The organism is Labrenzia sp. VG12 (genome assembly GCF_002237595.1).
In the GTDB taxonomy this organism is placed as follows: Bacteria; Pseudomonadota; Alphaproteobacteria; order Rhizobiales; family Stappiaceae; genus Roseibium.
On the sequence record NZ_CP022529.1, the window covers coordinates 2,022,361 to 2,044,103 of the forward strand.

At 57.7% G+C, this 21,743-nt stretch carries 20 protein-coding genes; 13 read left to right on the forward strand and 7 right to left on the reverse strand.

What is annotated here, in order from left to right; all coding sequences use genetic code 11:
• The first annotated feature begins 65 nt into the window (after positions 1–65).
• Together CHH27_RS09500 and CHH27_RS09505 are read left to right on the forward strand one after the other, a co-directional pair.
• Positions 66–251 (forward strand): hypothetical protein, encoded by a 186-nt coding sequence (locus tag CHH27_RS09500; protein WP_094071369.1) that lies wholly within the window; start codon positions 66–68, stop codon positions 249–251.
• Between the two features lie 147 nt (positions 252–398).
• Positions 399–1,019 (forward strand): hypothetical protein, encoded by a 621-nt coding sequence (locus CHH27_RS09505; RefSeq protein ID WP_094071370.1) that lies wholly within the window; start codon positions 399–401, stop codon positions 1,017–1,019.
• A gap of 68 nt (positions 1,020–1,087) precedes the next feature.
• On the opposite strand, the gene rpsD is transcribed toward CHH27_RS09505, so the two are convergent.
• A complete protein-coding gene (rpsD, locus tag CHH27_RS09510) occupies positions 1,088–1,705 on the reverse strand; it encodes a 30S ribosomal protein S4 (protein WP_094071371.1) in 618 nt (205 codons plus the stop codon).
• 480 nt (positions 1,706–2,185) lie between these two features.
• Here rpsD and CHH27_RS09515 point away from each other — a divergent pair, with 480 nt between their 5' ends.
• Entirely contained in the window at positions 2,186–3,982 is a 1,797-nt protein-coding gene (locus CHH27_RS09515) for a GGDEF domain-containing protein (RefSeq protein WP_094071372.1), read from the forward strand.
• A 174-nt stretch (positions 3,983–4,156) separates the two neighbouring features.
• On the opposite strand, the gene murI is transcribed toward CHH27_RS09515, so the two are convergent.
• Together murI and CHH27_RS09525 are read right to left on the reverse strand one after the other, a co-directional pair.
• Complete coding sequence (murI, locus tag CHH27_RS09520; protein ID WP_094071373.1) at positions 4,157–4,948, reverse strand: glutamate racemase; 792 nt, start codon at positions 4,946–4,948, stop codon at positions 4,157–4,159.
• An 8-nt stretch (positions 4,949–4,956) separates the two neighbouring features.
• Positions 4,957–5,769: an RNA methyltransferase gene (locus CHH27_RS09525; RefSeq protein ID WP_094071374.1), complete on the reverse strand. Its 813-nt coding sequence runs from the start codon at positions 5,767–5,769 to the stop codon at positions 4,957–4,959.
• Positions 5,770–6,182: 413 nt separating this feature from the next.
• Here CHH27_RS09525 and CHH27_RS09530 point away from each other — a divergent pair, with 413 nt between their 5' ends.
• Positions 6,183–6,953: an ABC transporter substrate-binding protein gene (locus tag CHH27_RS09530; RefSeq protein ID WP_208988747.1), complete on the forward strand. Its 771-nt coding sequence runs from the start codon at positions 6,183–6,185 to the stop codon at positions 6,951–6,953.
• Between the two features lie 68 nt (positions 6,954–7,021).
• Here the strand turns inward: CHH27_RS09530 and CHH27_RS09535 are convergent, their stop codons facing one another.
• Together CHH27_RS09535 and CHH27_RS09540 are read right to left on the reverse strand one after the other, a co-directional pair.
• Complete coding sequence (locus tag CHH27_RS09535; protein WP_094071376.1) at positions 7,022–8,164, reverse strand: PAS-domain containing protein; 1,143 nt, start codon at positions 8,162–8,164, stop codon at positions 7,022–7,024.
• Between the two features lie 103 nt (positions 8,165–8,267).
• Positions 8,268–9,869: a DUF3369 domain-containing protein gene (locus CHH27_RS09540; RefSeq protein WP_094071377.1), complete on the reverse strand. Its 1,602-nt coding sequence runs from the start codon at positions 9,867–9,869 to the stop codon at positions 8,268–8,270.
• A gap of 526 nt (positions 9,870–10,395) precedes the next feature.
• On the opposite strand from CHH27_RS09540, the gene CHH27_RS09545 reads away from it, so the two are divergent.
• From CHH27_RS09545 to CHH27_RS27605, 9 genes are all read left to right on the forward strand, one after another.
• Positions 10,396–10,824 carry a DUF2267 domain-containing protein gene (locus CHH27_RS09545; protein ID WP_094071378.1) on the forward strand — a complete coding sequence of 143 codons (429 nt, stop codon included), beginning with the start codon at positions 10,396–10,398 and terminating at the stop codon, positions 10,822–10,824.
• 41 nt (positions 10,825–10,865) lie between these two features.
• A complete protein-coding gene (locus CHH27_RS09550) occupies positions 10,866–11,453 on the forward strand; it encodes an STM3941 family protein (RefSeq protein ID WP_094071379.1) in 588 nt (195 codons plus the stop codon).
• A gap of 86 nt (positions 11,454–11,539) precedes the next feature.
• The gene (locus tag CHH27_RS09555) at positions 11,540–12,079 is read left to right on the forward strand and encodes an STM3941 family protein (RefSeq protein ID WP_094071380.1); all 540 of its coding nucleotides are present in this window, start codon (positions 11,540–11,542) and stop codon (positions 12,077–12,079) included.
• Between the two features lie 125 nt (positions 12,080–12,204).
• Positions 12,205–12,747: a hypothetical protein gene (locus tag CHH27_RS09560; RefSeq protein WP_157738833.1), complete on the forward strand. Its 543-nt coding sequence runs from the start codon at positions 12,205–12,207 to the stop codon at positions 12,745–12,747.
• A gap of 125 nt (positions 12,748–12,872) precedes the next feature.
• A complete protein-coding gene (locus CHH27_RS09565) occupies positions 12,873–13,331 on the forward strand; it encodes a hypothetical protein (RefSeq protein WP_094071382.1) in 459 nt (152 codons plus the stop codon).
• Positions 13,332–13,601: 270 nt separating this feature from the next.
• Complete coding sequence (locus CHH27_RS09570; RefSeq protein WP_371681841.1) at positions 13,602–15,827, forward strand: NADP-dependent isocitrate dehydrogenase; 2,226 nt, start codon at positions 13,602–13,604, stop codon at positions 15,825–15,827.
• A 333-nt stretch (positions 15,828–16,160) separates the two neighbouring features.
• Entirely contained in the window at positions 16,161–17,354 is a 1,194-nt protein-coding gene (locus CHH27_RS09575) for an RNA ligase RtcB family protein (RefSeq protein ID WP_094071384.1), read from the forward strand.
• A complete protein-coding gene (gene prfH / locus CHH27_RS09580; protein WP_094071385.1) occupies positions 17,351–17,992 on the forward strand; it encodes a peptide chain release factor H in 642 nt (213 codons plus the stop codon). The genes CHH27_RS09575 and prfH overlap by 4 nt, the downstream gene beginning before the upstream one ends.
• 399 nt (positions 17,993–18,391) lie before the next feature.
• Entirely contained in the window at positions 18,392–18,625 is a 234-nt protein-coding gene (locus CHH27_RS27605; RefSeq protein ID WP_157738834.1) for a hypothetical protein, read from the forward strand.
• 97 nt (positions 18,626–18,722) lie between these two features.
• Here CHH27_RS27605 and CHH27_RS09585 read toward each other — a convergent pair whose 3' ends face one another.
• Both CHH27_RS09585 and CHH27_RS09590 read right to left on the reverse strand, forming a co-directional pair.
• The gene (locus CHH27_RS09585) at positions 18,723–20,819 is read right to left on the reverse strand and encodes a bifunctional diguanylate cyclase/phosphodiesterase (protein ID WP_157738835.1); all 2,097 of its coding nucleotides are present in this window, start codon (positions 20,817–20,819) and stop codon (positions 18,723–18,725) included.
• 389 nt (positions 20,820–21,208) lie between these two features.
• Positions 21,209–21,526: a hypothetical protein gene (locus CHH27_RS09590; protein ID WP_094071387.1), complete on the reverse strand. Its 318-nt coding sequence runs from the start codon at positions 21,524–21,526 to the stop codon at positions 21,209–21,211.
• Between the last annotated feature and the right edge of the window lie 217 nt (positions 21,527–21,743).

A 21,743-nucleotide genomic window follows, 5' to 3' on the forward strand; every position in this document is an offset into this window, starting at 1 on the left:
AACCAGAATGACATGTTTGCTAAGGTGCACTCGTCACATTCATTCAGCAATGCGAGTTGGTTCAAATGAACAATCTGATGTCGAACGACCGGATTTTCGCACGCCTTGCCCCTTTGCAGGACGCCCCGAAGGTCACGGTCACCGTCTGGAGCGGACAACCTGGCTCCGATCGCACGGAAAGCCCCCGGGAACTGTTTCCGGTCGCCGCAGCCTCGGGCCGCCGTACCGCCAGTCCCAAGACCGTCAACTGACCGGCCTTGTTGCCAACGGCCGCAAAGGCGTTGAGCAAGGGGCCTCAAAAGGCCCCGTGAGCAAGGCGCCTTCCGTCGAGGCCCAGAAGGAAAGGACGGCCCCAAGAGGACTGGGCCGCAGGATACCGTTGAAGAGGAGACCGGATCATGAGCAGTTCCGCCTCGAAATGGATCTCAATCGGCCTTGTTTCGGTTGCGATCGGCTATTTTCTGATACACATGTTTCGCGGAACCGGGCCGCTGGAGACGACTGAAGCAGACAGGCTTCTGGCAAGGAAACTTCAATTTTCTCCGGCCGAAGATGTCTATGCGATCGCGCCAGATGGCATGTTCGTTCAGGCCTCTACCCGGGAGATCAACGACTATCGCGCAATCGCCTGCCCCAAACTCGGCAGCGATTTGGGCTCCTTGCCAGGCAGATACGGGACCGGCGGCAAGACCTATGGCGTCGCGGTCTTTGAGTGTCTCTTGAAAGGCAGAACCCGGTCCGGCATTGAACTCCTCACCTCGGTTTATGTGCATCGATCAGCAGATCCGGCTCAAAAGGGCCTCTATGACGGACACCACTTCAGTTTTCAAAGAGAGGCCAAAACCCGCGCCTTGATGAGGCAGCTCAATCAGGAAACGCGTCATCATGAAAAGGCGGAACAATCGGCCCTGTGGGCCAGTCTCGCCGACGATGGCGTCTATGTGCCTGCCGACAAGACCCAGAAATCACCAATCGAAAAGGCAATGGACCTGCATATGCAAAGATTGCGCGCTCAGTAGCTCTGTTGCTCAAAAGAAAAGGCCCGCCAGATGGCGGGCCCTTCCCCTCAAACCGTATTCGGCGCTGATTAGCGCGAATAGAATTCGACGACCAGGTTCGGTTCCATCTGCACCGGATAAGGTACATCGGAGAAACCCGGAATGCGCGCGTAGGTCGCGGTCATCTTGTTGTGGTCGACGTCGACATAATCCGGCACGTCACGCTCTGCGGACTGGACAGCTTCCAGAACCAGGGCGAGCTGCTTGGACTTTTCGCGGACTTCGATCACGTCACCCGGGCGCAGCTGGTAGCTCGGGATGTTGACGCGCTTGCCGTTGACCTTGATGTGGCCGTGGTTGATGAACTGACGGGCAGCAAACACGGTCGGAACGAACTTGGCACGGTAGATGACGGCGTCGAGGCGACGCTCCAGCAGACCGATCAGGTTTTCAGACGTATCGCCTTTCAGACGGGACGCTTCAGCGTAAACCTTGCGGAACTGCTTCTCGGAAATGTTGCCGTAGTAGCCTTTCAGCTTCTGCTTGGCGCGGAGCTGAATACCGAAGTCGGACAGTTTGCCCTTGCGGCGCTGGCCGTGCTGACCCGGGCCGTATTCACGCTTGTTGGCCGGGCTCTTCGGACGACCCCAGATGTTTTCGCCCATCCGGCGGTCGATTTTGTACTTAACGCTATGGCGCTTCGACATATCGCGGTTTCCTTTGAATTCGCGTTGTTATTTAAAAGGAAACGCGCCCTCCTTTATCGTCACAACCTGCTTTTGCGGGAAGATCGGATCGACAGGGACCCGGCTAGACGGCGCCGGCCGGATGCCCACGGGTGCGTAGATCCGGAAGGCAAAGCCCACCGGACCGCGCGGAGATACAGAAAGGGCCCGGGAATGTCAATGGAAGAACGGGCAATGCCGGCTCATGCACGCCGATTTCGCCGGTTTTTGTTGGACAAGCCCAGCGTTCAGATCGCATCTAAAAGGATATCCACCCCTAATTGATGACGTTACGTTCACAAGAAGCGGAAAACAATGCATACATTTAGGAAATTTTAATTGCAGCTTTTCACTATGCAATCGCCGTTACAACCCTAGAGAATAATAGCAGGGAGACGGCACCCTCAGACACCCATCACACAAGTGGAAGCACATCGGCCGAACGAGGCAACGGGATCAAGCATGTCAGCGAACAGTCAATCAGCTCTGCAGGCAGAACCGGACGATACCGGTGTGATCTGTTGCGCGCCGAAAGACACGCTCGCTGCGCTCGATTATGCCCTTCAGCCGGTCGTCGATATCGGCACTGGCGTTGTCTATGGGTATGAAGCCCAGATCCGCAATTGCGATCAGGTCGGGGCCCGGTCGGTGGATGACCTGATCGACGACGCGCACGCGGCCGGGTATCTGCCGGAGCTGGAAGCAAAACTGGTCGAAAAGGCCCTCGCCCGATTCGCCAGCCTGAAGATCGCGCAGGGCACCAAACTCTATTTCAAATTGGACGGACGCGACCTCGGCGAGGAAAACGACCCGCGCATGCATCTGAGCGAAATCGTTTCCGCTGCCGGACTTCAGGTGAACCAGATCTGCCTGGAGTTTTCCGAACGCCATCAGCAGACCTTCACCGACCTCACCCATCACGCGATCAACGACTTGCGCCAGATCGGCTTCCTGATTGCGCTGGACGATTTCGGCCGGGGGTCCTCCGAACTGCGCCTGCTGCACGACATGTCGCCCGACTATGTCAAGATCGACCGGTTTTTCCTGAATGGCATCGACAGCGATGCCCGCCGAAAACTGTTTGTCACCACCGTCGCCAACCTCGCCCATGTGCTGGGCGCAAGGGTGATTGCAGAAGGCGTGGAGACGGAACGCGAATTCAAGGCGTGCCGGGAAGCCGGCTGCGACCTGATCCAGGGCTATTTTGTCGCCAGGCCGTTTCAGAAGGCCTCTGCCGCAAAGCTTTTTTATGATCACGTGCGCGCGCCTGGTACCGGCGGCAAGCGGCGCGAGGAACAGGACCGCATCCGCAACGAACTCGTCCAGTTGCCGACGATCCGGTTCGACGCTTCCATGAACGAATTGCTCGACATGGTGGTCCACAACCAGGATGCCAGCGTGGTGCCTGTGCTGGACAGCAACAACGAGCCCCGCGGGCTGATCCACGAGCGCGATCTCAAGGCCTATCTTTACGCCGGGGGCCCGGATGACGACGACGCCAAGGCCGCGCTCGATTTTCCCCTGCGTTCCTTTGTTCGTGCCTGTCCGATCGCCGACATCGATTCCAATGCAGACATGCTCCTGGTGACATTTGCCTCCTCGATCAACTCGGACGGCATCATCATCACGGAGAATTTTCGCTACGCCGGTTTCCTGTCGGCAACGTCGCTTCTGAAGATCATTCATGAAAAGCGCCTTCAGGAGGCGCAGGACCAGAACCCGCTGACCCGCCTGCCCGGCAATGGCGCCGTTGCCAGGTTCATCGCCGAATCCGCGCGCAAGGGCACACAGGACCGGCATCTGATCTATCTCGATTTCGACAATTTCAAACCGTTCAACGATACCTACGGCTATCGTCAGGGGGACCGGGCCATCATCCTGTTCGGCGAACTGCTTCAACGCCACATTTCCGGATCCGGCACCTTTCACGGACATATTGGCGGCGATGATTTCTTCGTCGGTTTTCACAACATCGACCAGACCGATGTCGCCGCGCGCATGCTTGCGCTGAAACGCGCTTTCCGGCTCGATGTGGAGAGCTTTTACGAGCCCGAGCACCGGGAACGTGGTTACATAGAGGCTCAGGACCGGTTTGGCACCACGCGGCAGTTTCCTCTGCTGCAGTGCTCCATCTCTATCCTGAGCCTGCCCAAGGGAACGACCGTGCATCCCGAGACACTCAACCACGAGATCATGGAACTGAAACGGGCAGCCAAACGCTCCGACGACGGCCTCGTGGTCAAGAGCCTGGCGGCGTAAAGCCAACCAAGCGCAGCGTAAACACTTGTTCAGCGTCATCCCGAGGCGCGCGCCCGCCCGCGTCTCGCAGGACCGGCTGCAAATTCAGGTGCATGTGGCCCATCCTTCGAGACAGCGCGAATGCGCTTCCTCAGAATGACGCCCTGGGTTGGGGTTTCAGAGCCTTTCCAGCCTTCAGACGAGAGCCAGCCCGAAGCCGGCCAGAAGCCGGATCAGCGCGGCCTCCTTCGGGTTCGACGTGAAGACAGCCCGGTCCGGCCCCTGCGACGGCTGCGTCGCGGCCCCTTCACCCAGAACACGCACCAACTGGCGGGCAATGGCCTCGGCCGGATCCAGCCAGTCAACCGGCCAGGGGGCAATCTTGCGGAACCGATTGGCGAGAAACGGATAGTGCGTGCAGGCGAGCACGACGATATCCGTCCGCAGTCCGTCCTGCTCCAGGAAACAGTCGGAAATCTCCGCCAGCAGCTCTTCGTCAGCGACCCTGTCGCCGCGCAGATGCCGTTCGGCAAGCTCTGCCAGCGCGTCGGACCCGACCAGACGCACATGGCACTTGCCGGCAAAGCTGTCGATCAGGCTCTTGGTATAGGTCCGGCGCACGGTCCCAGGTGTCGCCAGAACCGAAATCAGCCCGGAAGACGTCCGTTCTGCCGCCGGTTTGATCGCCGGAACGGTGCCGACAAAAGGCAGACCGGGATGGGCTTCTCTCAGGGCTTCTCCAGCCAGCGTGAAAGCCGTGTTGCAGGCAATGACCACAGCCTTCGGGGCATGGCGGGCGATCAAATCGTCAAACAGCGTCAGGAGCCGTGCTTTCAGCTCCGTCTCCTGCCAGCGTCCGATCGGGAAGGCGGCATCATCGGCAACGTAAAGGAACTGCTCGTAGGGCAGCAGGTAGCGCGCCTCGCGCAGAACCGTGAGCCCGCCAAGACCTGAATCGAAAAACAGAACCGGTCCCGTGTCGCTCACGCCCGCTCCTAGTCTTCGCTTTCTGAAGAACCCCTGTCCTTGCGCGGACGGGTTTCGCGTTTTTCCAGGCTTGCAATGACACCGCGGAGCGCGCGGACTTCCTGTTCGGTCAGTTCCGCCTTCTGGAAGATGTTGCGCAAGGTGCGCACCATATGCGGGCGCCGTTCCGGTGGGCGGAAGAAAGTTGCCTTGTCGAGTGCACCTTCCAGATGTTCGAAGAAGCGCAGGATGTCGTCCTTCCTTGCCGGCGGATGCTCTTCTTCCGACAGGATAAAGGGCAGCGCACCGGAAGTTGCCGTCTTGCGCCATTCATAGGCGCAGACCAGCACCGCCTGGGCAATGTTGAGCGAGGCAAAATCCGGGTCGACCGGCAAGGTGACGATCTCGTCGGCCAACGCCACTTCCTCGTTGTTGAGGCCCCAGCGCTCCCGGCCAAACAGATAGCCGGTGGCGGCCCCCGTCTCGCCAAGTTCGACAGATTTTTTCGCCGCTTCATCCGGCCCGCGCACGGGTTTCGGCACTTCGCGTGAACGCGCCGTGGTGGCATAGACAAATTGCAGATCGGCAATCGCGGCCTCGACGCTGTCGAACACCTGGACCTTGTCGATGACGTGATCGGCCCTGCTGGCGGCCGCGCGTGCCTTTTCGCTCGGCCAGCCATCGCGCGGATTGACGATCCTGAGATCGACCAGGCCGAAATTAGCCATGGCCCGCGCTGCGGTGCCGATGTTTTCACCAAGCTGCGGCTCACACAGGATCACCGCCGGCGGCCGGGCGGTCACGACCCGGGCTTCATCTCTGATATGTGCGTTTTTGCTCATGGGCGGGGGATGTACCCGGTTCTGCCGAAAATGGGAAGTTGCCGACCGACATATCAACGTCGAAAGGCCACCCGCGCAAGGTCCAGAAACGCCCGTGCCTTGAAACTGCTGCGCGTTTCAGCCGAATAGACAAAGGAGATCGGCGCCTCCGGGGTACAGCCCTGCGGTCCGTGGTCGCTGATCCAGGCATCAAGGAAACGAACAGACGGGTGTGGACAGGCTCTGCGTCCCTTCTGTTACAGGTCCTGCGTGCAGATTGGGTCTGCACCACTTTATCTTATTAAGTAATTCTATCATGATCAAAACTGTTTTGACATTTATACATTTCGATCAAGAGTAATTTCACGTTTCAAAGTCATGTTTTACACATGTGCAGGCTCCTAAAGCGCCCCATCACCAGCAAGTCCTTCGCAGTGACGTTCGTCCTGTTTGCGCTTTGCGTTGCACAACAAGGTCAGTCTGCCCATGCAGCAGACTGTCCGCGGGACGGCACCCTGATCGCGGGGGCTGGAGACTACAGACCCTACAACATCGTCGAGGGTGATACCGTCAGCGGCATGGATTTCGAAGTCATCGAAACCATCCTCAACAAGATGGGCTGCCGGCTCACCAAGGTGCCCCTGCCCTGGGCCCGCCATCTGAAAGCCATGCAGAACGGCACGGTGGACCTTGCAACGCCTGTCACCAAGACACCGGACAGAGAGGCATTCGCCCATTTCAGCGAACCCTATATAAATGCCGACGAAATCCTGTTCGTCGCTGCCGGAACCGAGCCCTCCTACAGCACGCTCTCAGCCTTTTTCGAACAGGGCCATCGCCTTGGCGTTATCCGCGAATACGCTTATGGCGGTGATTTTCCCGGACTGAAGAACACCTATGCGGACCAGATCGAGACAACCGACAGCCAGGAACTCAATCTGAAACAACTGATGCTCGGCCGGGTGGATGCCGTCCTCGGAGAAACCTTCGTCATCACCGCCGAAATTGGCAAGCTGCGCCTCAGTGACAAGATCAAGGCTACCAACGTCGTCGTCGCCTCAGAACCCAACTACATCATGTTCGCCAAGAAGAGCGTCCCGATAGAGTTCGTTGCCGCCTTCAACGCGGAGCTGAAAGCCATGAAGGACAGTGGCGACTTCGAGCGCATTACCTCCAAGTACAAACAAACGCGGGTGCTCAATTGAGCCCGACGGGCCGGCATGGCTTCATTCGACGACTTCTCTTTCCCGGCCAAGCAGGAGAAATCCGGGGGTCAACTCACCGGAAGTGACAGCGTGAACGTTGTTCCCGAACCAGGCTTGCTGTCACACTCGATGGTGCCTGCGAGTTTCTGGGTGACCAGATTGTAGACAATGTGAAGGCCCAGCCCGCTTCCACCGTTGTCCCGGTTTGTTGTGAAAAATGGATCGAATACTTTTCCAAGGGCGTCGGCCTCTATTCCGCGCCCCGTATCTTCGTATTGGATGCGGATCCGGTTTTCCTGTTCCTGTAGCGCGGCAATCCTTATGGCTCCCTCATGTTCAGTCCCACCCGCATAACCGTGAATGAGACTGTTCATTATCAAATTGGTCGTTATTTGCGCCAAGGGCCCGGGATACGTATCCATCGACAAGCCATCGGGTATTTCCAGGTTTACCTTGACCCTGGTTTTCTTCAACTCGGGAGTAAGACTGACCAGGACCTCCTCAAAATACTTGAGCAGGTCGATCTTGCGCCTTTCCTCAGATGTCTGGTCAACGGCTACCTGCTTGAAGCTTTTCACGAGCCTTGCGGCTCTGTTCATGTTGGTTTCCAGGAGCTGGGTTGCCTCCCGTGCCGTCGAAATGAATTCGGTGAGATCGTCTTCCGTGATTTCACCTGACCGGAAACGGGCATCAAGCTGTGCGACTTGTGTCTGAAAGTGCGACACGGCCGTAATGCAAATACCCAACGGGGTATTGATTTCGTGCGCCACCCCTCCGACGAGGGAGCCAAGTGAAGCCATTTTTTCGGCTTCCACCAGGTTTTTCTGAGCCTTTCGCAGCTCGGTAATGTCGGTGTAGGTCGTAACAAAGCCTTCGTCTATCGGTGTACCAATGACTTCGATAACCATACCGTCGGGGCGCACGCGCTCAAACTTGTGAGCGGAAAACTCACGTGCCAACGCCATTCGTTGGCTTACTTGCTCATCGATATCACCCGGGCCGTACTCCCCGCGTCTCGCGTTGAAATAGAAGAGGTCCCTCATGGGCGTTCCCGGTTCGCAAAACGCGCTCGGGAACTGCAACAGTTCAGCAAACCGATGATTACAGGCAACCAGCACCAGGTCCCGGTCAAAGAACGATATGCCGTGCTTCGTGTTTTCCGTGATGATCTTCAGAACACGATTTTGCGCTATTTCGTCTTTTTCCACCATTGGAACAAAACGCCCCGCTGATCCAGTACGAGTATTTTGTCTCACACGCAGTTCGTCTTGCGCTCGCCCCGCACGCCCGGAAGACAGATTCCGCCAACCCCACCTATGGATATCGGCTTTGAACCGATCTCATCTCATCCATGTTTTCAATAAACAGATCCACAAGGTCGGGATCAAAGTGCTTTCCTTTTTCAGAAATGAGATACTGAACGACTTCGTCGTGCGGCCAGGCGTTCTTGTAACAGCGATCGCTGGACAGAGCGTCGAAAACGTCGGTGATCGCCGTGATCCGCCCGACCAGCGAAATCTCCTCGCCGGATTTTCCATTCGGATAGCCAGTGCCATCCCATTTCTCATGGTGCTCGAGGGCCACTATCGCCCCAACATTCAGGATTTCCCTGTCTGAATTCCCCAACATCTGGGCGCCGAGAGACGCATGGTTCTGCATGATCTCCCATTCTTCCTCCGTCAGCTTTGCCGGCTTGTTCAGAATGGAATCTGGAATGCCGATTTTCCCAAGGTCATGCATTGGCGAGGCATGCTTCAAGATTTCGGCATCTCTTGCAGACATCCCGGATTTGAGAGCGAGTATCTTCGAAAACTCGGCGACCCGCTGCACATGGTTCCCGGTTTCCCTTGAGCGGGTCTCAACGGCTTCCCCCAGCCGGTAGACCAGTTCCCTTTGCGTTTCTTCAATTTCGACTCTGAGATTGAGATTATCGAACGCAATGAGAGCGTTTTGGCAGAACAGGTTCATGATCCTTCGCTCCGAGGGGTGAGCAAACCTGACCCCGGAGATAAGCAGAATATTTCGATGACCATCCTTGGTGGACAGGTAGGACAGGAAGTGATCTCCAACCTCGATGCTACCCGAGTCATCTTCTACCAGGCTCAGGCGGCTTAGAACCTCGCCGGGAAGAAAGTCATTGAGAACCTTTCCCTCCTTGTTTTCGAATTTGCCGGTGCCTGCCAGAAAGGTTATCCCCGCCCGGTTTTCATGTGTCACCAGACCATTCAGCTCACACATGAGAGCCCCCTGGTCCGCATAAAGAAGAGAACTGATCTGTTCCATGACCCCTTCGGCGAAAGTGGAAATGGAGTCATGCGTGAAAATGTCTTGAGAGGCCGAGATGACGTGCTCCAGCCCCCGTCTGTTGCGCTCCAGGGCCATGATGTCTCTGTAGGAACGGAGGCAGGAAAACATCAGCGTGTAGAGCTTTTGTGCAGTCAGTTCGGTTTTTTCTTTGTAGTCGTTGATATCATAATCGGAAATAATTCTGCTTTCGGGGGCGTGCCCCGGCTGGCCGGTTCGCAGCACAATCCGAACATGAGCGTTCTTGAGTTCCTCCCGAACATGTTTGGCAAACTCAAGACCCGAATGGTCGTCTTCCATCACGACATCCAGCAACAGCACCGCTATGTCCGGGTGCTCCTGAAACAGCTCCCTTGCTTCTTTTCCGGAATAGGCGTGAACAAGCTCGAGCCTGTCACCCCGAAACGAAAAGCCGGACAAAGCCAACTTGGTGACCTGGTGCACCTGCTCATCGTCATCAACGATGGCAACCTTCCATGTCCTGCAAGAACTTGAAGCTGAAGAGATTTTTTCATCCGATCTCTTCTTGAACAAAGACGCCTTTGCGGTCTTTGCGAATAGTGGCTTGCTCTCAGTGGCTCCCGGCTCGGTCCCTTTAGCGGTAAGAGTCATTGCCGCTGCCTCCCTGTGCTTGCGAGGTCAAGATCTTATGACACGTTCGTTACGGTAATGTTGAAGTGACCGCCAACTCACGGAGAGGTCCGCAGCAGTTCTTGACGTTGGCGTTCCCAGTTTCCTGACCGGATATTACTTCGCGCTCCTTGCCTTGTGATCACGATCGGCATGCCGGGCGTCACGAACGCTGCATGCCGCGCCTCTCTCGCCAGCAAGGCGGAGACAGATGCAAGAACCACGGCGAAAAAAGCCAGGAAAGCACACCTAACCGGACCGCAACGGCCTCCAGAATGAACAACGGGAGGGGTTCTGACCTCTCGTACCGTCAAGCGTCACCGCAAGCGTGGCAAAGTGAAGATCCGGATACCGGCAAGGCGCATGAAACCCCATCAGATGAGCCTTCTTGTTCAGCAGGTCACAGCGCGCGGCGCATGGCCTGGCATCAAGGCACAGGCATTGCAGGTGACAGACAGACAATGCCGGGACAGACTGGAGGACAACCGAATCCTGCCCGGTGCCTGCCATGCCGATGCCCCAGACCTATTTCCTCGCTTCCCGGGACTTCGACGCCTTCATCAAGGACGTGCGCAACACCTGCATGCTGCAAACCCATCATCAGGCCTATCACACGCTGCGCGCCGTGCTGCACACCTTCCGCAGCCACCTGACCGCCCAGCAGGCTCTTGATTTCGCAAATGTGCTGCCGGCCGTGCCACGGGCCATCTTCGTCGAGGACTGGACGCTCTCAGACAGCCCGCCGCCCTTTTCGGACCGGGCCGCACTGATCCGGGAAATGAAATCCGTCCGCAAGGATCACAACCTGGCCCCGGAAAGCGCGATCGAGGACGTTGCGACCGCCCTGCGCCGGTCCTCCATCGATGAGCGGGAGCTGGACCGGGTGCTGGCGGGATTTCCGGACGGAGCGGTGGATTTCTGGAAGGTGGATCGGTAGAAAACGCTTTCATTTGCGTCATTCACACGAGCAGGCCCACCTTGTTTCTTTCATCGCCGCCAGACATCGTTGAAACGTCCGGAACAACGGAAATCCATTATTCCATGGGCAAGACACTCTATTATCTGGCGTTCGGGGCAATCGCGACATGCATTGCAGCTTTCATGACGATCGCCATATGGCAGGAATCTGGAGCGCAGGGCGCACATCGTCTTCTTCCGGTTCTTCTTCCGGTGATTTTTCTCTGCATTTTCGCCAGCATGTTCCTTTTCTATCTGGTCAGGTTTGCACGCCTGAACCGTCCTCCGGTCATCATCGGTCCGGACGGTGTTTTCGACGAACGCTGCGTGACAGCTCCGATACCGTGGTCGCAAATTAGGCGTGTCTTGAAGCGAACCCGATCCGTTAACAAAGGGCGGCTCCACTATGTCGTTTTGCATGTTGATGAGACAGCACTGCGCACGCTGCGCAGCTCGAAACGTCGGTTCCACCGCTACAACAAGTTCTGGGGCTATGGAGATGTCGCCTTGCTCGCCTCCAATCTGACCGGCTCCCATCGCAGGCTGTTGCACGTTGTCGAAGCTTACGCGCGGGCTTATGGCGCCCCGGCAGCCAGGGACTGGGAGTGAATGCCCGCTCCCGGGTCTCACGACCATAGGGCATTTCTGATAAACCGAGATTTGTCATGTTTTTTTAAAGAGGATATCTCTCCCGCATGATGATCGATCCCGGGGAAACGCTCCGCTTCAAACGCTCCCTTGCCAGGACGCTGCTGCTGTTGAGCCTGAGCATCCCCTTCGTGGGTCTTGGTTACGTGCTGACAACGGGCGTCTTCGACGCTCCCGGCAGCGAGGGCGACGGCCGGATCCTCGGCATTGTCTGCATGGCGTTTTTCGGCGGTCTCGGCCTTTTTGGCGCGATCCGCCTGCTGCTGAAGCCCGATCAGGCCATCCAGATCGGCCCCGAGGGCATCCGCGACACCCGGATTTCAGCGGACTGGCTGCCCTGGGCCCACATCACCGGGATATCCACCTGGCGAAGCCGCGGCTCCTCCTTCATCATACTGGACCTCGACGAGACCTTCGAGACCACCTTGAATCAGTCTGCCCTCTACAAGACCTACCGGCTCGCAAATGCGCTGGTCGGTGCACAAGGGCATTGCCTGAACCCGATGGCTTTTGGTGTGTCCTTCAGGGACTTGCAGTCGGTCGTCCTGGCCTATGCCGAAGCGCATGGAGCGCCGGCAGTAGAATAGTGCTGGAGTGCGAACTGCCGACAGGCCCGCCACACTCAAAAGAACACAACGACTTCCTTCACAACGCCTGATTAACCGAGCGGGTCTATGGTCAATTCGCCTATTCGATACCAGCGAAATTTGATATGGAAATTGATACAAGTAAAAAGCGACAATTTTATCGCTCCGCAACAAAATTCACCGCAAGTTTCTTAATAGTACTTGCCATGACCTTCGGAATGCTGCTTGCCACCTACAACGAATACGTTGAAGGAAAGATCTTCGAAGACAAAGGAATATTGGCAATTTCTGTCACCATATTTCTCCTTGTATTGGTTTTAGTGACGCTCTATCAATTGACAAATTTCAATGACAAGCCGTGGCTAGAACTCAGTCCGGATGGGATTACTTACGTACACCAACATTGGTTCGTCCCCTGGCACGCTGTCACGCGCATTCGAGTGCTCTATTTAGCGCGCGTCTCTACAAAGTATCTTGTGCTTTACACGGATGAACTACACTACACGAAAAACCCTTCAGCATCTGGAAACACGTTGCGCAAACCGACGAAAGTGTTCCCCAAACGCGATATCTGCATCCTGCTTGACGGCTATAAAAGCTCGCGCAAGCAAGTTGAGCGCATGATCCGCGCCTACGCCAAGGCGCATGGAGCGCCTGCCGAACAATAATGCCGGAGTGCGAGCAGCCGACTGCCGCGCCACACCCATAAGAACACCACGACCTCCTTCACAACTTTTATTTAACCGCGCGGGTCTATGATCAAATCGCTAATTTGATACCGGCGATATTTGATATGGTAATAGACACAAGTAAAAAGCGAAAATTTTATCGCTCCGCAACAAAATACTCGTCCTATTTCTTGATCCTTCTATTCGTAGAGATCATATTTTTTAAAGTAATTTATAAAGAATTTAACGAAGGAAAAATATTTGAATTTTCTGGAATCTTTTTGATAGCAAGTTCAATAATTTTCCTGATTTTAATTTCTGGTTATATTTATCGATTCTCTAACTTCAACAACAAGCCGCTGCTAGAGCTCACTCCGGAAGGAATTTATTATGAACGCTCGTTTATGCCGTGGCATGCAGTAGCGCGTATTCGAACGCCTATCAGTGCACACTTTGTGGCTCCCTTTGGAGGCTACATTTATGCTCTTCTCGACGTAGATGAGTTGCATCACCTCCCCCCTCGGCGCTTGGAGATACTTCGCGTGAACCGCGAAAAGTATTCAACAAACGCGATTTATGTATAATGCTTAGTGGCTACAAGCTCTCACGCAAAGAAGTCGAATGCATGATACGCGCATACGCCAAGGCGCATGGCGCTCCCGCCACGAGAGACTGGGACTAACCCCCTCTCCCTTTGCCTTTTCCCACCCGTTTGCTAGAACACCGCCGGACAATTCGCCCTACGCCTTCCGAAGGGCTTTCAATTGATTGCGTACAATTGTATACGCTAGTCGAAATTCCAGTCGGGCCGGTGTCGTGCCGCCCCGAAAGACCCACTTCGAACACCGGGAAAAGTGACCGCCATGGCTGATATCATCTACACCAAGGTCGACGAAGCGCCGGAACTGGCAAGTGCCTCGTTCCTGCCGATCATCCGCTCCTTCACCAAGGCTGCCGGGCTGACCATCGGCACCCGCGACATCTCGCTGGCCGGCCGTATCCTGGCGAACTTCCCGGACTATCTCACCGACGACCAGAAGCAGTCGGACGACCTTGCCGAGCTCGGCGAAATGGTCAAGCAGCCGGACGCCAATGTCATCAAGCTGCCGAACATCTCCGCCTCCCAGCCGCAGCTGAACGCGGCCATCAAGGAACTGCAGGAGCAGGGTTACAAGCTGCCGGACTATCCGGCCGATCCGCAGTCGGATGAGGAAAAGTCCGTCAAGGCCCGCTATGACGCCATCAAGGGCTCCGCCGTGAACCCGGTGCTGCGCGAGGGCAATTCCGACCGCCGCGCACCGAAGGCCGTCAAGGAATATGCCAAGAAGAACCCGCACCGCATGGGGGAATGGGTCAGCTCCTCCAAGACGCATGTCGCCACGATGGGCGAAAGCGATTTCCGCTCCAACGAGAAATCCGTGACCGTTGGCGCCGCCTCCGCAGGCACCGCCAAAATCGAATTCGTTGCCAAGAACGGCAGCGCCACCACGCTGAAGGGTGACTGGCCGCTGGAAGACGGTGACGTCATCGACGCGACCTACATGAGCGTGCGCGCGCTGGCCGACTTCCTCGAGCAGCAGATCGAGGACGCCAAGAACCAGGGCATCCTGTTCTCGCTCCACATGAAAGCGACCATGATGAAGGTCTCCGACCCGATCATCTTCGGCCATTGCGTGAAAGTGTTCCTGAAGGACGTCTTCGCCAAGCACGCTGCCACCTTTGCCGAGCTCGGCGTCAATCCGGATCTCGGCATCGGCGACCTGGAAACCAAGGTTGCCACACTGCCTGCCGACAAGGCCGCCGAAATCCAGGCAGACATCAAGGCCGCGCTCGACAACGGTCCGGCCATGTACATGGTGAACTCCGACAAGGGCATCACCAACCTGCATGTCTCCTCCGACGTCATCATCGACGCCTCCATGCCGGCCGTCATCCGCGCCGGCGGCAAGGGCTGGGGCCCGGACGGCAAGGAAGCCGATACCAAATGCGTGATCCCGGACTCGTCCTATGCTGGTGTCTATTCCGCTGTCATCGATTTCTGCCGCGAGAATGGCGCGCTTGATCCGGCCAAGATGGGCACGGTGCCGAATGTCGGCCTGATGGCCCAGAAGGCCGAGGAATACGGCTCTCACCCGCAGACCTTCAAGGCCCCGGCCGACGGCACCATCCGGGTCGTTGATGCCGCCGGCACCACCCTGATCGAGCACGGTGTTGAAGAAGGCGACATCTGGCGCGCCTGCCGTACCAAGGACGCCCCGATCCGCGACTGGGTCAAGCTCGGCGTCACCCGCGCCCGCCTCTCCGGCATGCCCGGCGTCTTCTGGCTGGATGAAACCCGCGGTCATGACGCGGAGCTGATCAAGAAGGTCAATGCCTATCTGCCGGACCACGACACGTCCGGTCTGGACCTGAAGATCATGGCACCGACCGAAGCGGCCAAATACTCCACCGAGCGGATCGCCCGCGGTGAAGACACGATCGCCATCACCGGCAACGTCCTGCGCGACTACCTCACCGATCTCTATCCGATCCTGGAAGTCGGCACCTCGGCCAAGATGCTGTCCATCGTTCCGCTGATGAATGGCGGTGGCCTGTTCGAGACCGGCGCCGGCGGATCTGCGCCGAAACACGTGCAGCAGCTGCAGGAAGAAAACTACCTGCGCTGGGACTCGCTCGGAGAGTTCTGCGCCCTCGGCGCCTCCCTGGAGCACCTTGCCAACGTCAAGGACAACGCCAAGGCCCAGGTCCTGGCCGACGCGCTCGACAAGGCGATTGAAGGCCTGCTCGACAACAACAAGTCCCCGGCCCGCAAGGTGGGCGGCCTCGACAACCGCGGCAGCCACTTCTACATCGCGCTCTACTGGGCCCAGGCGCTGGCCGCCCAGGACCAGGACGCCGAGCTGAAGGCGCATTTTGCACCCGTCGCCGAAGCCCTTTCCAGCAATGAGGACGCCATCGTGGCCGAACTCAATGGCGTTCAGGGCGGTGCAGCCGACACCGGCGGCTACTACCATGCGCCGCAGGCCAAGGTCGATGCGGTCATGCGCCCGAGCGCGACGCTGAACGGCATTATCGGCTGACACGGCTTCAACTGGCACCTCTTGAAGGGCGGCCTCGGCCGCCTTTTTGCGTCCAGAGACCCGTGACCGATTTGCCACAGGAGCGGAGCCTCGATCGCGCTCCGCCTGAAAGACCCTTGCGCCCGCTCGAGCGGGCGCCTATCTCCCTTCCACCCGCGACAAGCGGCACCAACGATTTCTTTTGAAAACGGGACACCGGACATGACGACCATGCACCGCGCGCCCTCAAGGGCAGCCCCCCTCCGCTAATCCGCGTTCGCGGTGCGCCGGAGGCACATCAGGACAGGCAAGGCCTGACCCTGTGCTTTACCCGTTTTCAAAAAGGTTCCCGACATGGGCACTTCTCAAAAGGTTGGAGCTGCGCAAGAGCGCGCGGCGCCCATCCATCGTTTTTATTCAAGTCAGGCCTGGATCGAAGGCGCTGCGGAAGACCAGCTTGCCCTTGTGGCCGGCTTGGCCGGCGTGTCTGCCGTCGCTGCCTTTCCGGACCTGCATCCCGGAAAATACGGACCGGTCGGCGCGGCGATCCTGGCGGACCGGATCTATCCTCAGCTGATCGGCAACGACATCGGCTGCGGCATGAGCCTTTATGCGCTCAGCCTGCCCGCCCGCAAGCTGCGGCTGGACAAGGCCGCCGCCAGGCTGCGCCAGCTCGAAGGCGTCTGGGGCGGCAATTCCAGGGCGCGCCTTGCAGCCAGCGACCTGCCGGGCGATCTTCACGGCCAGGCGCTCGGCACGATCGGCGGCGGCAATCACTTCTGCGAGGTCCAGCAAATTGACGACAGTGCCGATGCCTGCGCTCTGAAGGCCGCCGGCCTTGCCAAGGGGGACCTCGTTCTCCTGGTTCATTCCGGTTCCCGTTCGCTGGGCATGGCAGTGTTTGAAACAGTGCTGAACCGGTTCGACGGCCTTGACCCGGAAAGCGCCGACGGAAAGTCCTATCTGGAAGCGCATGACCAGGCGGTCCGATGGGCTACCCTGAACCGGGCATTGATTGCCGAACGGGCGGCTGACGCCCTGCGCTGCGAGGTCAGCCTTGTCGCCGACGCCCCGCACAATCTCATCGAGGATCGTGGAGACGGCCTTCTGCACCGCAAGGGGGCAGCGAAGGCCGACCAGGCGCTTGTGCCGCTCGCCGGATCACGCGATGCGCTCAGCTATCTGCTCGCCCCCTGCAGCGGGCGCCCGCAAGCACTGGCCTCCCTTGCCCATGGCGCAGGTCGCAAATTCGACCGCCGCTCCATGGCCGGACGGGCGGGTGACACAAGGTCGGCCCGGGAGAAACTCGCCCGGACTTCATTCGGCGGGATCGTCGTTTGCGAAGATCGTCAGCTGCTGATCGAGGAAGCGCCGAATGCCTACAAGGACCCGTCCCAGGTCCTCAATGACCTGCAATTGACGGGTCTCGCTGCCCCGGTTGCCAGCCTGAAACCGCTACTCACCTACAAAAGGGCCGTTCCGCAGGCGCTTGAAAGCGCCCGGCAGGACAAACGCAGGCGCCAGATCGAGCGCAGGGGGCTGCGATGAACTCAGCTTCACAACAACACCTTCTGGTGACCAGCGGTGACGGTCCCCGGGAGTGCCGCAGGGCTGTTGCGCTTGTGCTGCGCAGGATCGAGAGGGAAGCGTTGCTGAAAGGGCTTCGCTTCTGCGCCACCGTTCCGGACAGCAGCTGCGAACGCGATCCGGCGTCGGCCCTGGTCACGTTGACGGGACCGGATGCAGACAATGTTGCCAGTGTCTGGTCGGGCACCGTCAAGTGGACCTGCAAGAGCCCGTTCCGGCCGCATTGCAAGCGGCAGAACTGGTTTGTCGGCGTCTTTCCCGTGACCCGGCAGGAACATGGCGACCTCCGGCTGGACCCAAAAGACCTGCGCATCGAGACCTTTCGGGCCGGCGGACCGGGTGGGCAGCACCAGAACACCACCGACAGTGGCGTCCGGATCACCCATATGCCGACCGGCGTCTCGGCCCACTCAACCGATGAACGCTCCCAGCATCGTAATCGGCAGGTGGCGCTGGACCGTTTGCGAGCCCGTTTCCTCCTGAAAAGCCAGGAGCAGGCCGCCCAAAACAGATCCGATCACAACCGGAAACACAGGCAGCTGGAGCGCGGAAACCCGGTCAGGACCTTCAAGGGGGAGCGCTTTGAAGAGACACGATGAGGCCACCTGGCGGCACCTGCTCGCGTCAGCCGGAACGCGCAGGTTCTTCCCGGCACGAAAGTGCAGGGAAGAACCTCTTTTTGCCGGGCCTGACTGCCATACGGACCGAACTCCATCTCCAGGTGCCAAGGCGTGTTCACTCAAGGTGCAGCTGCGTCCGTTTTCGAGCAAGAAAATACGAAACTGCCAGCCCATCACGGCTTACGCCCTTTGGTGCCACAACGTAATATTTTGTTTTTCCTCAATATTAGAAGGAGATTGGACATTTGAATTCTCAGTATACTTATAAGATAAATTGTATAAAATTTTCATCATTCAGTAATTTACGATTTTATACTTGCAATAACAATAACAATTGGTAACCTCAAAGGCATGCACTAGACTTCGAGAGACTTCGCAATGCCCTTTACAAAATTGGGAACGTTTATCGCTGGAGTTGTATTTTTCCTTGGCTGCATGCAGGTTGGCCTGGCCATCAGCGTTGCCATGGACATCATAACCGAGCCTCGCCCCGGACTGTTTCTTGGAAACATGCGTCCGGAACAGGCGATCGACAGCGGCCTCCTGAAGGTCATGGCTGCCGTGGCCTTTGGTGTCATCACCGAGATCAGCCGGTCTGTAGAGCGGAAATAGCCAGCGTCCTGGAGACGGCGTTGAGCGTTTGCTGCCCTCCCCATCCAGGGACGGGGCAGTGCTGTTTTCCGCCCGAAGGTCGCAGGTGGTCCGACGTTCAGGAAGCCGCCGCCTGCGGCGTGGCCAATCCGGCATCTTCCGGATTGAGCACCATTTTCCGGAACTCTCCATAAGGCACGGCCGGGCTCCACAAATAGCCCTGTCCTAGCGTTCCGCCCCACAGATTGATGTAATCCATCTGCAACTGGGTCTCCACGCCCTCCGACACGGTGGTCAGGTGAAGCTGCCGTGCCATCATCAGGATCAGTTCGACGATGGTCCGCCGGTCTTCAGACTTGTCGATATCCATGATGAAGGACCGGTCGATCTTGAGCGTGTCGAACGGCATGCTGGCAAGGCTGTGAAGCGACGAGTAACCGGTGCCGAAATCGTCGATCGCGAATTTCACACCTTCCTGTTTGATGGCCATGATCTGGTCGAGAAGCGTCTGGGAATAGTCGACGAGGCTGGATTCCGTCACCTCCAGCTCGAGCCGCCTGCGCGAAAAACCGCTGTCCTTGATGATGCCCAGCGTCCGGTCGGAGAAATCGGGGGACTGCAGCTGGAACGGCGCGACATTCACCGCCACGCAGACATCGGCGCCATTGTCGTTGAGCGCTTTCATGTCCCGCAGCGCCGTCTCCAGGACAAACTCGCCAATCGGCGCGATCAGACCGCTCTCTTCCGCAACCGGAATGAACTTGAACGGCGGCACCTGACCAAGCTCCGCATCCTTCCAGCGCAGCAGCGCCTCGGACCCTGCGATCCGCCCGGTCGAAAGATCGACCTTCGGCTGGTAATGCACGGACAGGGACCGCTCCGAAAGCGCCGTTTTCAGCCTGTCACGGATCTGTTCGCGCTCGGTCATGCGTTCGCGGATCTGGTCATTATAGGTGACGGATTGCGCCCTCCCCGACGCCTTCGCCTCGTACATCGCCATGTTGGCATTGCGCAGCACCTCTTCGGAGGTTCTGCCATGCTCCGGATAGCGTACGACCCCGACACTGACCGTAACCGACAGCGACAGACGGCCGATCCTGTGCGCACCGCCCAGTCGGTCCACGACGGCTTCCGCCAGGCGTTCCAGGGCGTCCGGGTCGCTCATACCGGGAAGCAACACGACGAATTCATCGCCGGAGAACCGGGCCACGCAGGGCGGTTTGGAGGTCATAGGCCCGGCCATCTGGTCAATGAAACGCGACAGGCGGACGGAAATAAGCCGGAGCAGTTTGTCGCCTGTGGCATGACCATGCAGATCATTGATCAGCTTGAAGCGATCGAGCCCGATATAGAGCACGCTGCCTTCGCCATTGGGGCGCAGGTCGATCTGTGTCAGGGCCGAATTGTCCAGCTTCGCGCGGTTAGGCAGGCCGGTGATCCGGTCCGTATAGGCAAGCTGCTCGATCTTCACGATGTTTTCGCGCAGCTTGATCATCATGCCGCGGAACGCCGATTGCAGATCACCAACTTCGCCGGGGGCGTCCGTTTTCAGGCCGCAATCCAGAAAGCCCGCCGCCGCCTCATTGGCGGCCTGCGTCACACGGCTGACACCGGCAGTCGCCCGATACATCAGCAAGACCAGCACCGGAACAAAGGCCAAAAGCAGCAGCCCGAGCACGATGGCGACCTGCAAAATCTTGTCCTGCAGGATGCCCTGCATCTCGATCTTGGAGATCCGGACCAGCACGCTGCCGACAGCCTCGCCGCCCTGGAATGCAGGCAGCAGGTACTCGATGGTCGTGCCTGTCTCGAAATGGGCCGACTGGCCGGTCTGCGCTGCAGTCAAAGCCGCTTCGTTCAGGCTGACTTCGCTGGAGGGAATGGCAGAGGTGAAATCACTGGCAAACTCGTGCCCGAACCGGTTGTAGACCTTGGCGGCGACAATGTAGCGATCACCGGCAATGGCGTTCAATAACCGCTCCAGTTCGCCGTAATTCTTGTTCTGGATTTCGCGGGCAGCGATATTTGTGACAAACAGCGCCTTGTCATGTGCCGTGCGCGCCAGCCGGTCACCGATCTTGCTCATCTGCGAATAATAGTCGATGACGATCAGAGCGAGTGAGAATGCCACGAGACCCAAAACGCCATAAAGAGTGGCCCGAACAAAAACACGTTTGAAAAGCTCGTGGGACCAGAAACGAAGGGCACTCAACACAAAACAGCTCCCGAGAAACAAAGAAATGCCGCGCCTGCCAACGGCCGCTCAGCCCCTTCAGTGTTCCCCTCGCCCCTCAACAAATTATAAACGCAAAAGTAGAATCACGGCCCTAATTTCGTATTTCCGGACGAAACGAAACAAAGTTTCCAAACATGGCAATTTTTACATGGAGCAAAACACGTATAACTCTACGAAGTTTTTCAACTCAATACACATGAATTCACCCCACGCCTCAGAAAAAGGACGAAAGACTTGCCCTGCACCCCGGAGGCAAGTCTCGGACACCTGATCTCAGTGAAACCCTGATCATGTTGTGCGCCCGACATCCCGCGCCCAATTCCTCCGTGTTCTGAATGAGCCAGTGCGCGACAGCAAAACAGGTGAATTCATCCGTCAGGGCTGCTGTGTCGATAGCGCCCGACAAGTTCAAAGAACCTGTCAAAGGCTGCATCCCTGCCCTCTGTGTGCTGCTCGATCGCCCAGGCAAAGCCAAGACTGCCCGACCAACCCAACTCCTCGTAGAGCCAGATTGAAAACGCGGAAGGTTCGAATGGGCGCCCGTCGTACTCTTCCCGCAAACCATTCGCCTTGAGACAGGCGACATAGCCATGAAGCATGACCTCCAGAGTGTCCAGCGCCTTGTCCTTTGTGAACATGCCCGGCCTGGCCTTCATTTGAGCGATGTACTCGTAAATATTGCTCATCAATGCCAGATTCCTGGATGCAGAAAATCGAATTATCTCAAAAATACAATGACATAAGCCCAGGTTAATGGGAACGGAAAATCAGTCGCCCGGATAAAGGAAGCCGAGGACCTCTACCTCGCGATCTTGACTAATGCATCAGGCAATGCCTGCTGGATTTTCCCTGCAGAAATCCCTAACGTTTCAGTCTTTGAAGCGACAAGGCTTTTCATCCACC

Excerpts from the sequence above, each read along its gene's own strand:
- CHH27_RS09555 (WP_094071380.1), top strand. The coding sequence starts at position 11,540 with ATGATGATCGATCCCGGGGAAACGCTCCGCTTCAAACGCTCCCTTGCC.
- rpsD (WP_094071371.1), bottom strand. The coding sequence starts at position 1,705 with ATGTCGAAGCGCCATAGCGTTAAGTACAAAATCGACCGCCGGATGGGC.
- CHH27_RS09590 (WP_094071387.1), bottom strand. The coding sequence starts at position 21,526 with ATGAGCAATATTTACGAGTACATCGCTCAAATGAAGGCCAGGCCGGGC.
- prfH (WP_094071385.1), top strand. The coding sequence starts at position 17,351 with ATGAACTCAGCTTCACAACAACACCTTCTGGTGACCAGCGGTGACGGT.
- CHH27_RS09540 (WP_094071377.1), bottom strand. The coding sequence starts at position 9,869 with ATGACTCTTACCGCTAAAGGGACCGAGCCGGGAGCCACTGAGAGCAAG.
- CHH27_RS09525 (WP_094071374.1), bottom strand. The coding sequence starts at position 5,769 with ATGAGCAAAAACGCACATATCAGAGATGAAGCCCGGGTCGTGACCGCC.
- CHH27_RS09575 (WP_094071384.1), top strand. The coding sequence starts at position 16,161 with ATGGGCACTTCTCAAAAGGTTGGAGCTGCGCAAGAGCGCGCGGCGCCC.
- CHH27_RS09535 (WP_094071376.1), bottom strand. The coding sequence starts at position 8,164 with ATGGTGGAAAAAGACGAAATAGCGCAAAATCGTGTTCTGAAGATCATC.
- CHH27_RS09560 (WP_157738833.1), top strand. The coding sequence starts at position 12,205 with ATGGAAATTGATACAAGTAAAAAGCGACAATTTTATCGCTCCGCAACA.
- CHH27_RS09505 (WP_094071370.1), top strand. The coding sequence starts at position 399 with ATGAGCAGTTCCGCCTCGAAATGGATCTCAATCGGCCTTGTTTCGGTT.
- CHH27_RS09565 (WP_094071382.1), top strand. The coding sequence starts at position 12,873 with ATGGTAATAGACACAAGTAAAAAGCGAAAATTTTATCGCTCCGCAACA.
- CHH27_RS09545 (WP_094071378.1), top strand. The coding sequence starts at position 10,396 with ATGCCGATGCCCCAGACCTATTTCCTCGCTTCCCGGGACTTCGACGCC.
- CHH27_RS27605 (WP_157738834.1), top strand. The coding sequence starts at position 18,392 with ATGCCCTTTACAAAATTGGGAACGTTTATCGCTGGAGTTGTATTTTTC.
- CHH27_RS09515 (WP_094071372.1), top strand. The coding sequence starts at position 2,186 with ATGTCAGCGAACAGTCAATCAGCTCTGCAGGCAGAACCGGACGATACC.
- CHH27_RS09500 (WP_094071369.1), top strand. The coding sequence starts at position 66 with ATGAACAATCTGATGTCGAACGACCGGATTTTCGCACGCCTTGCCCCT.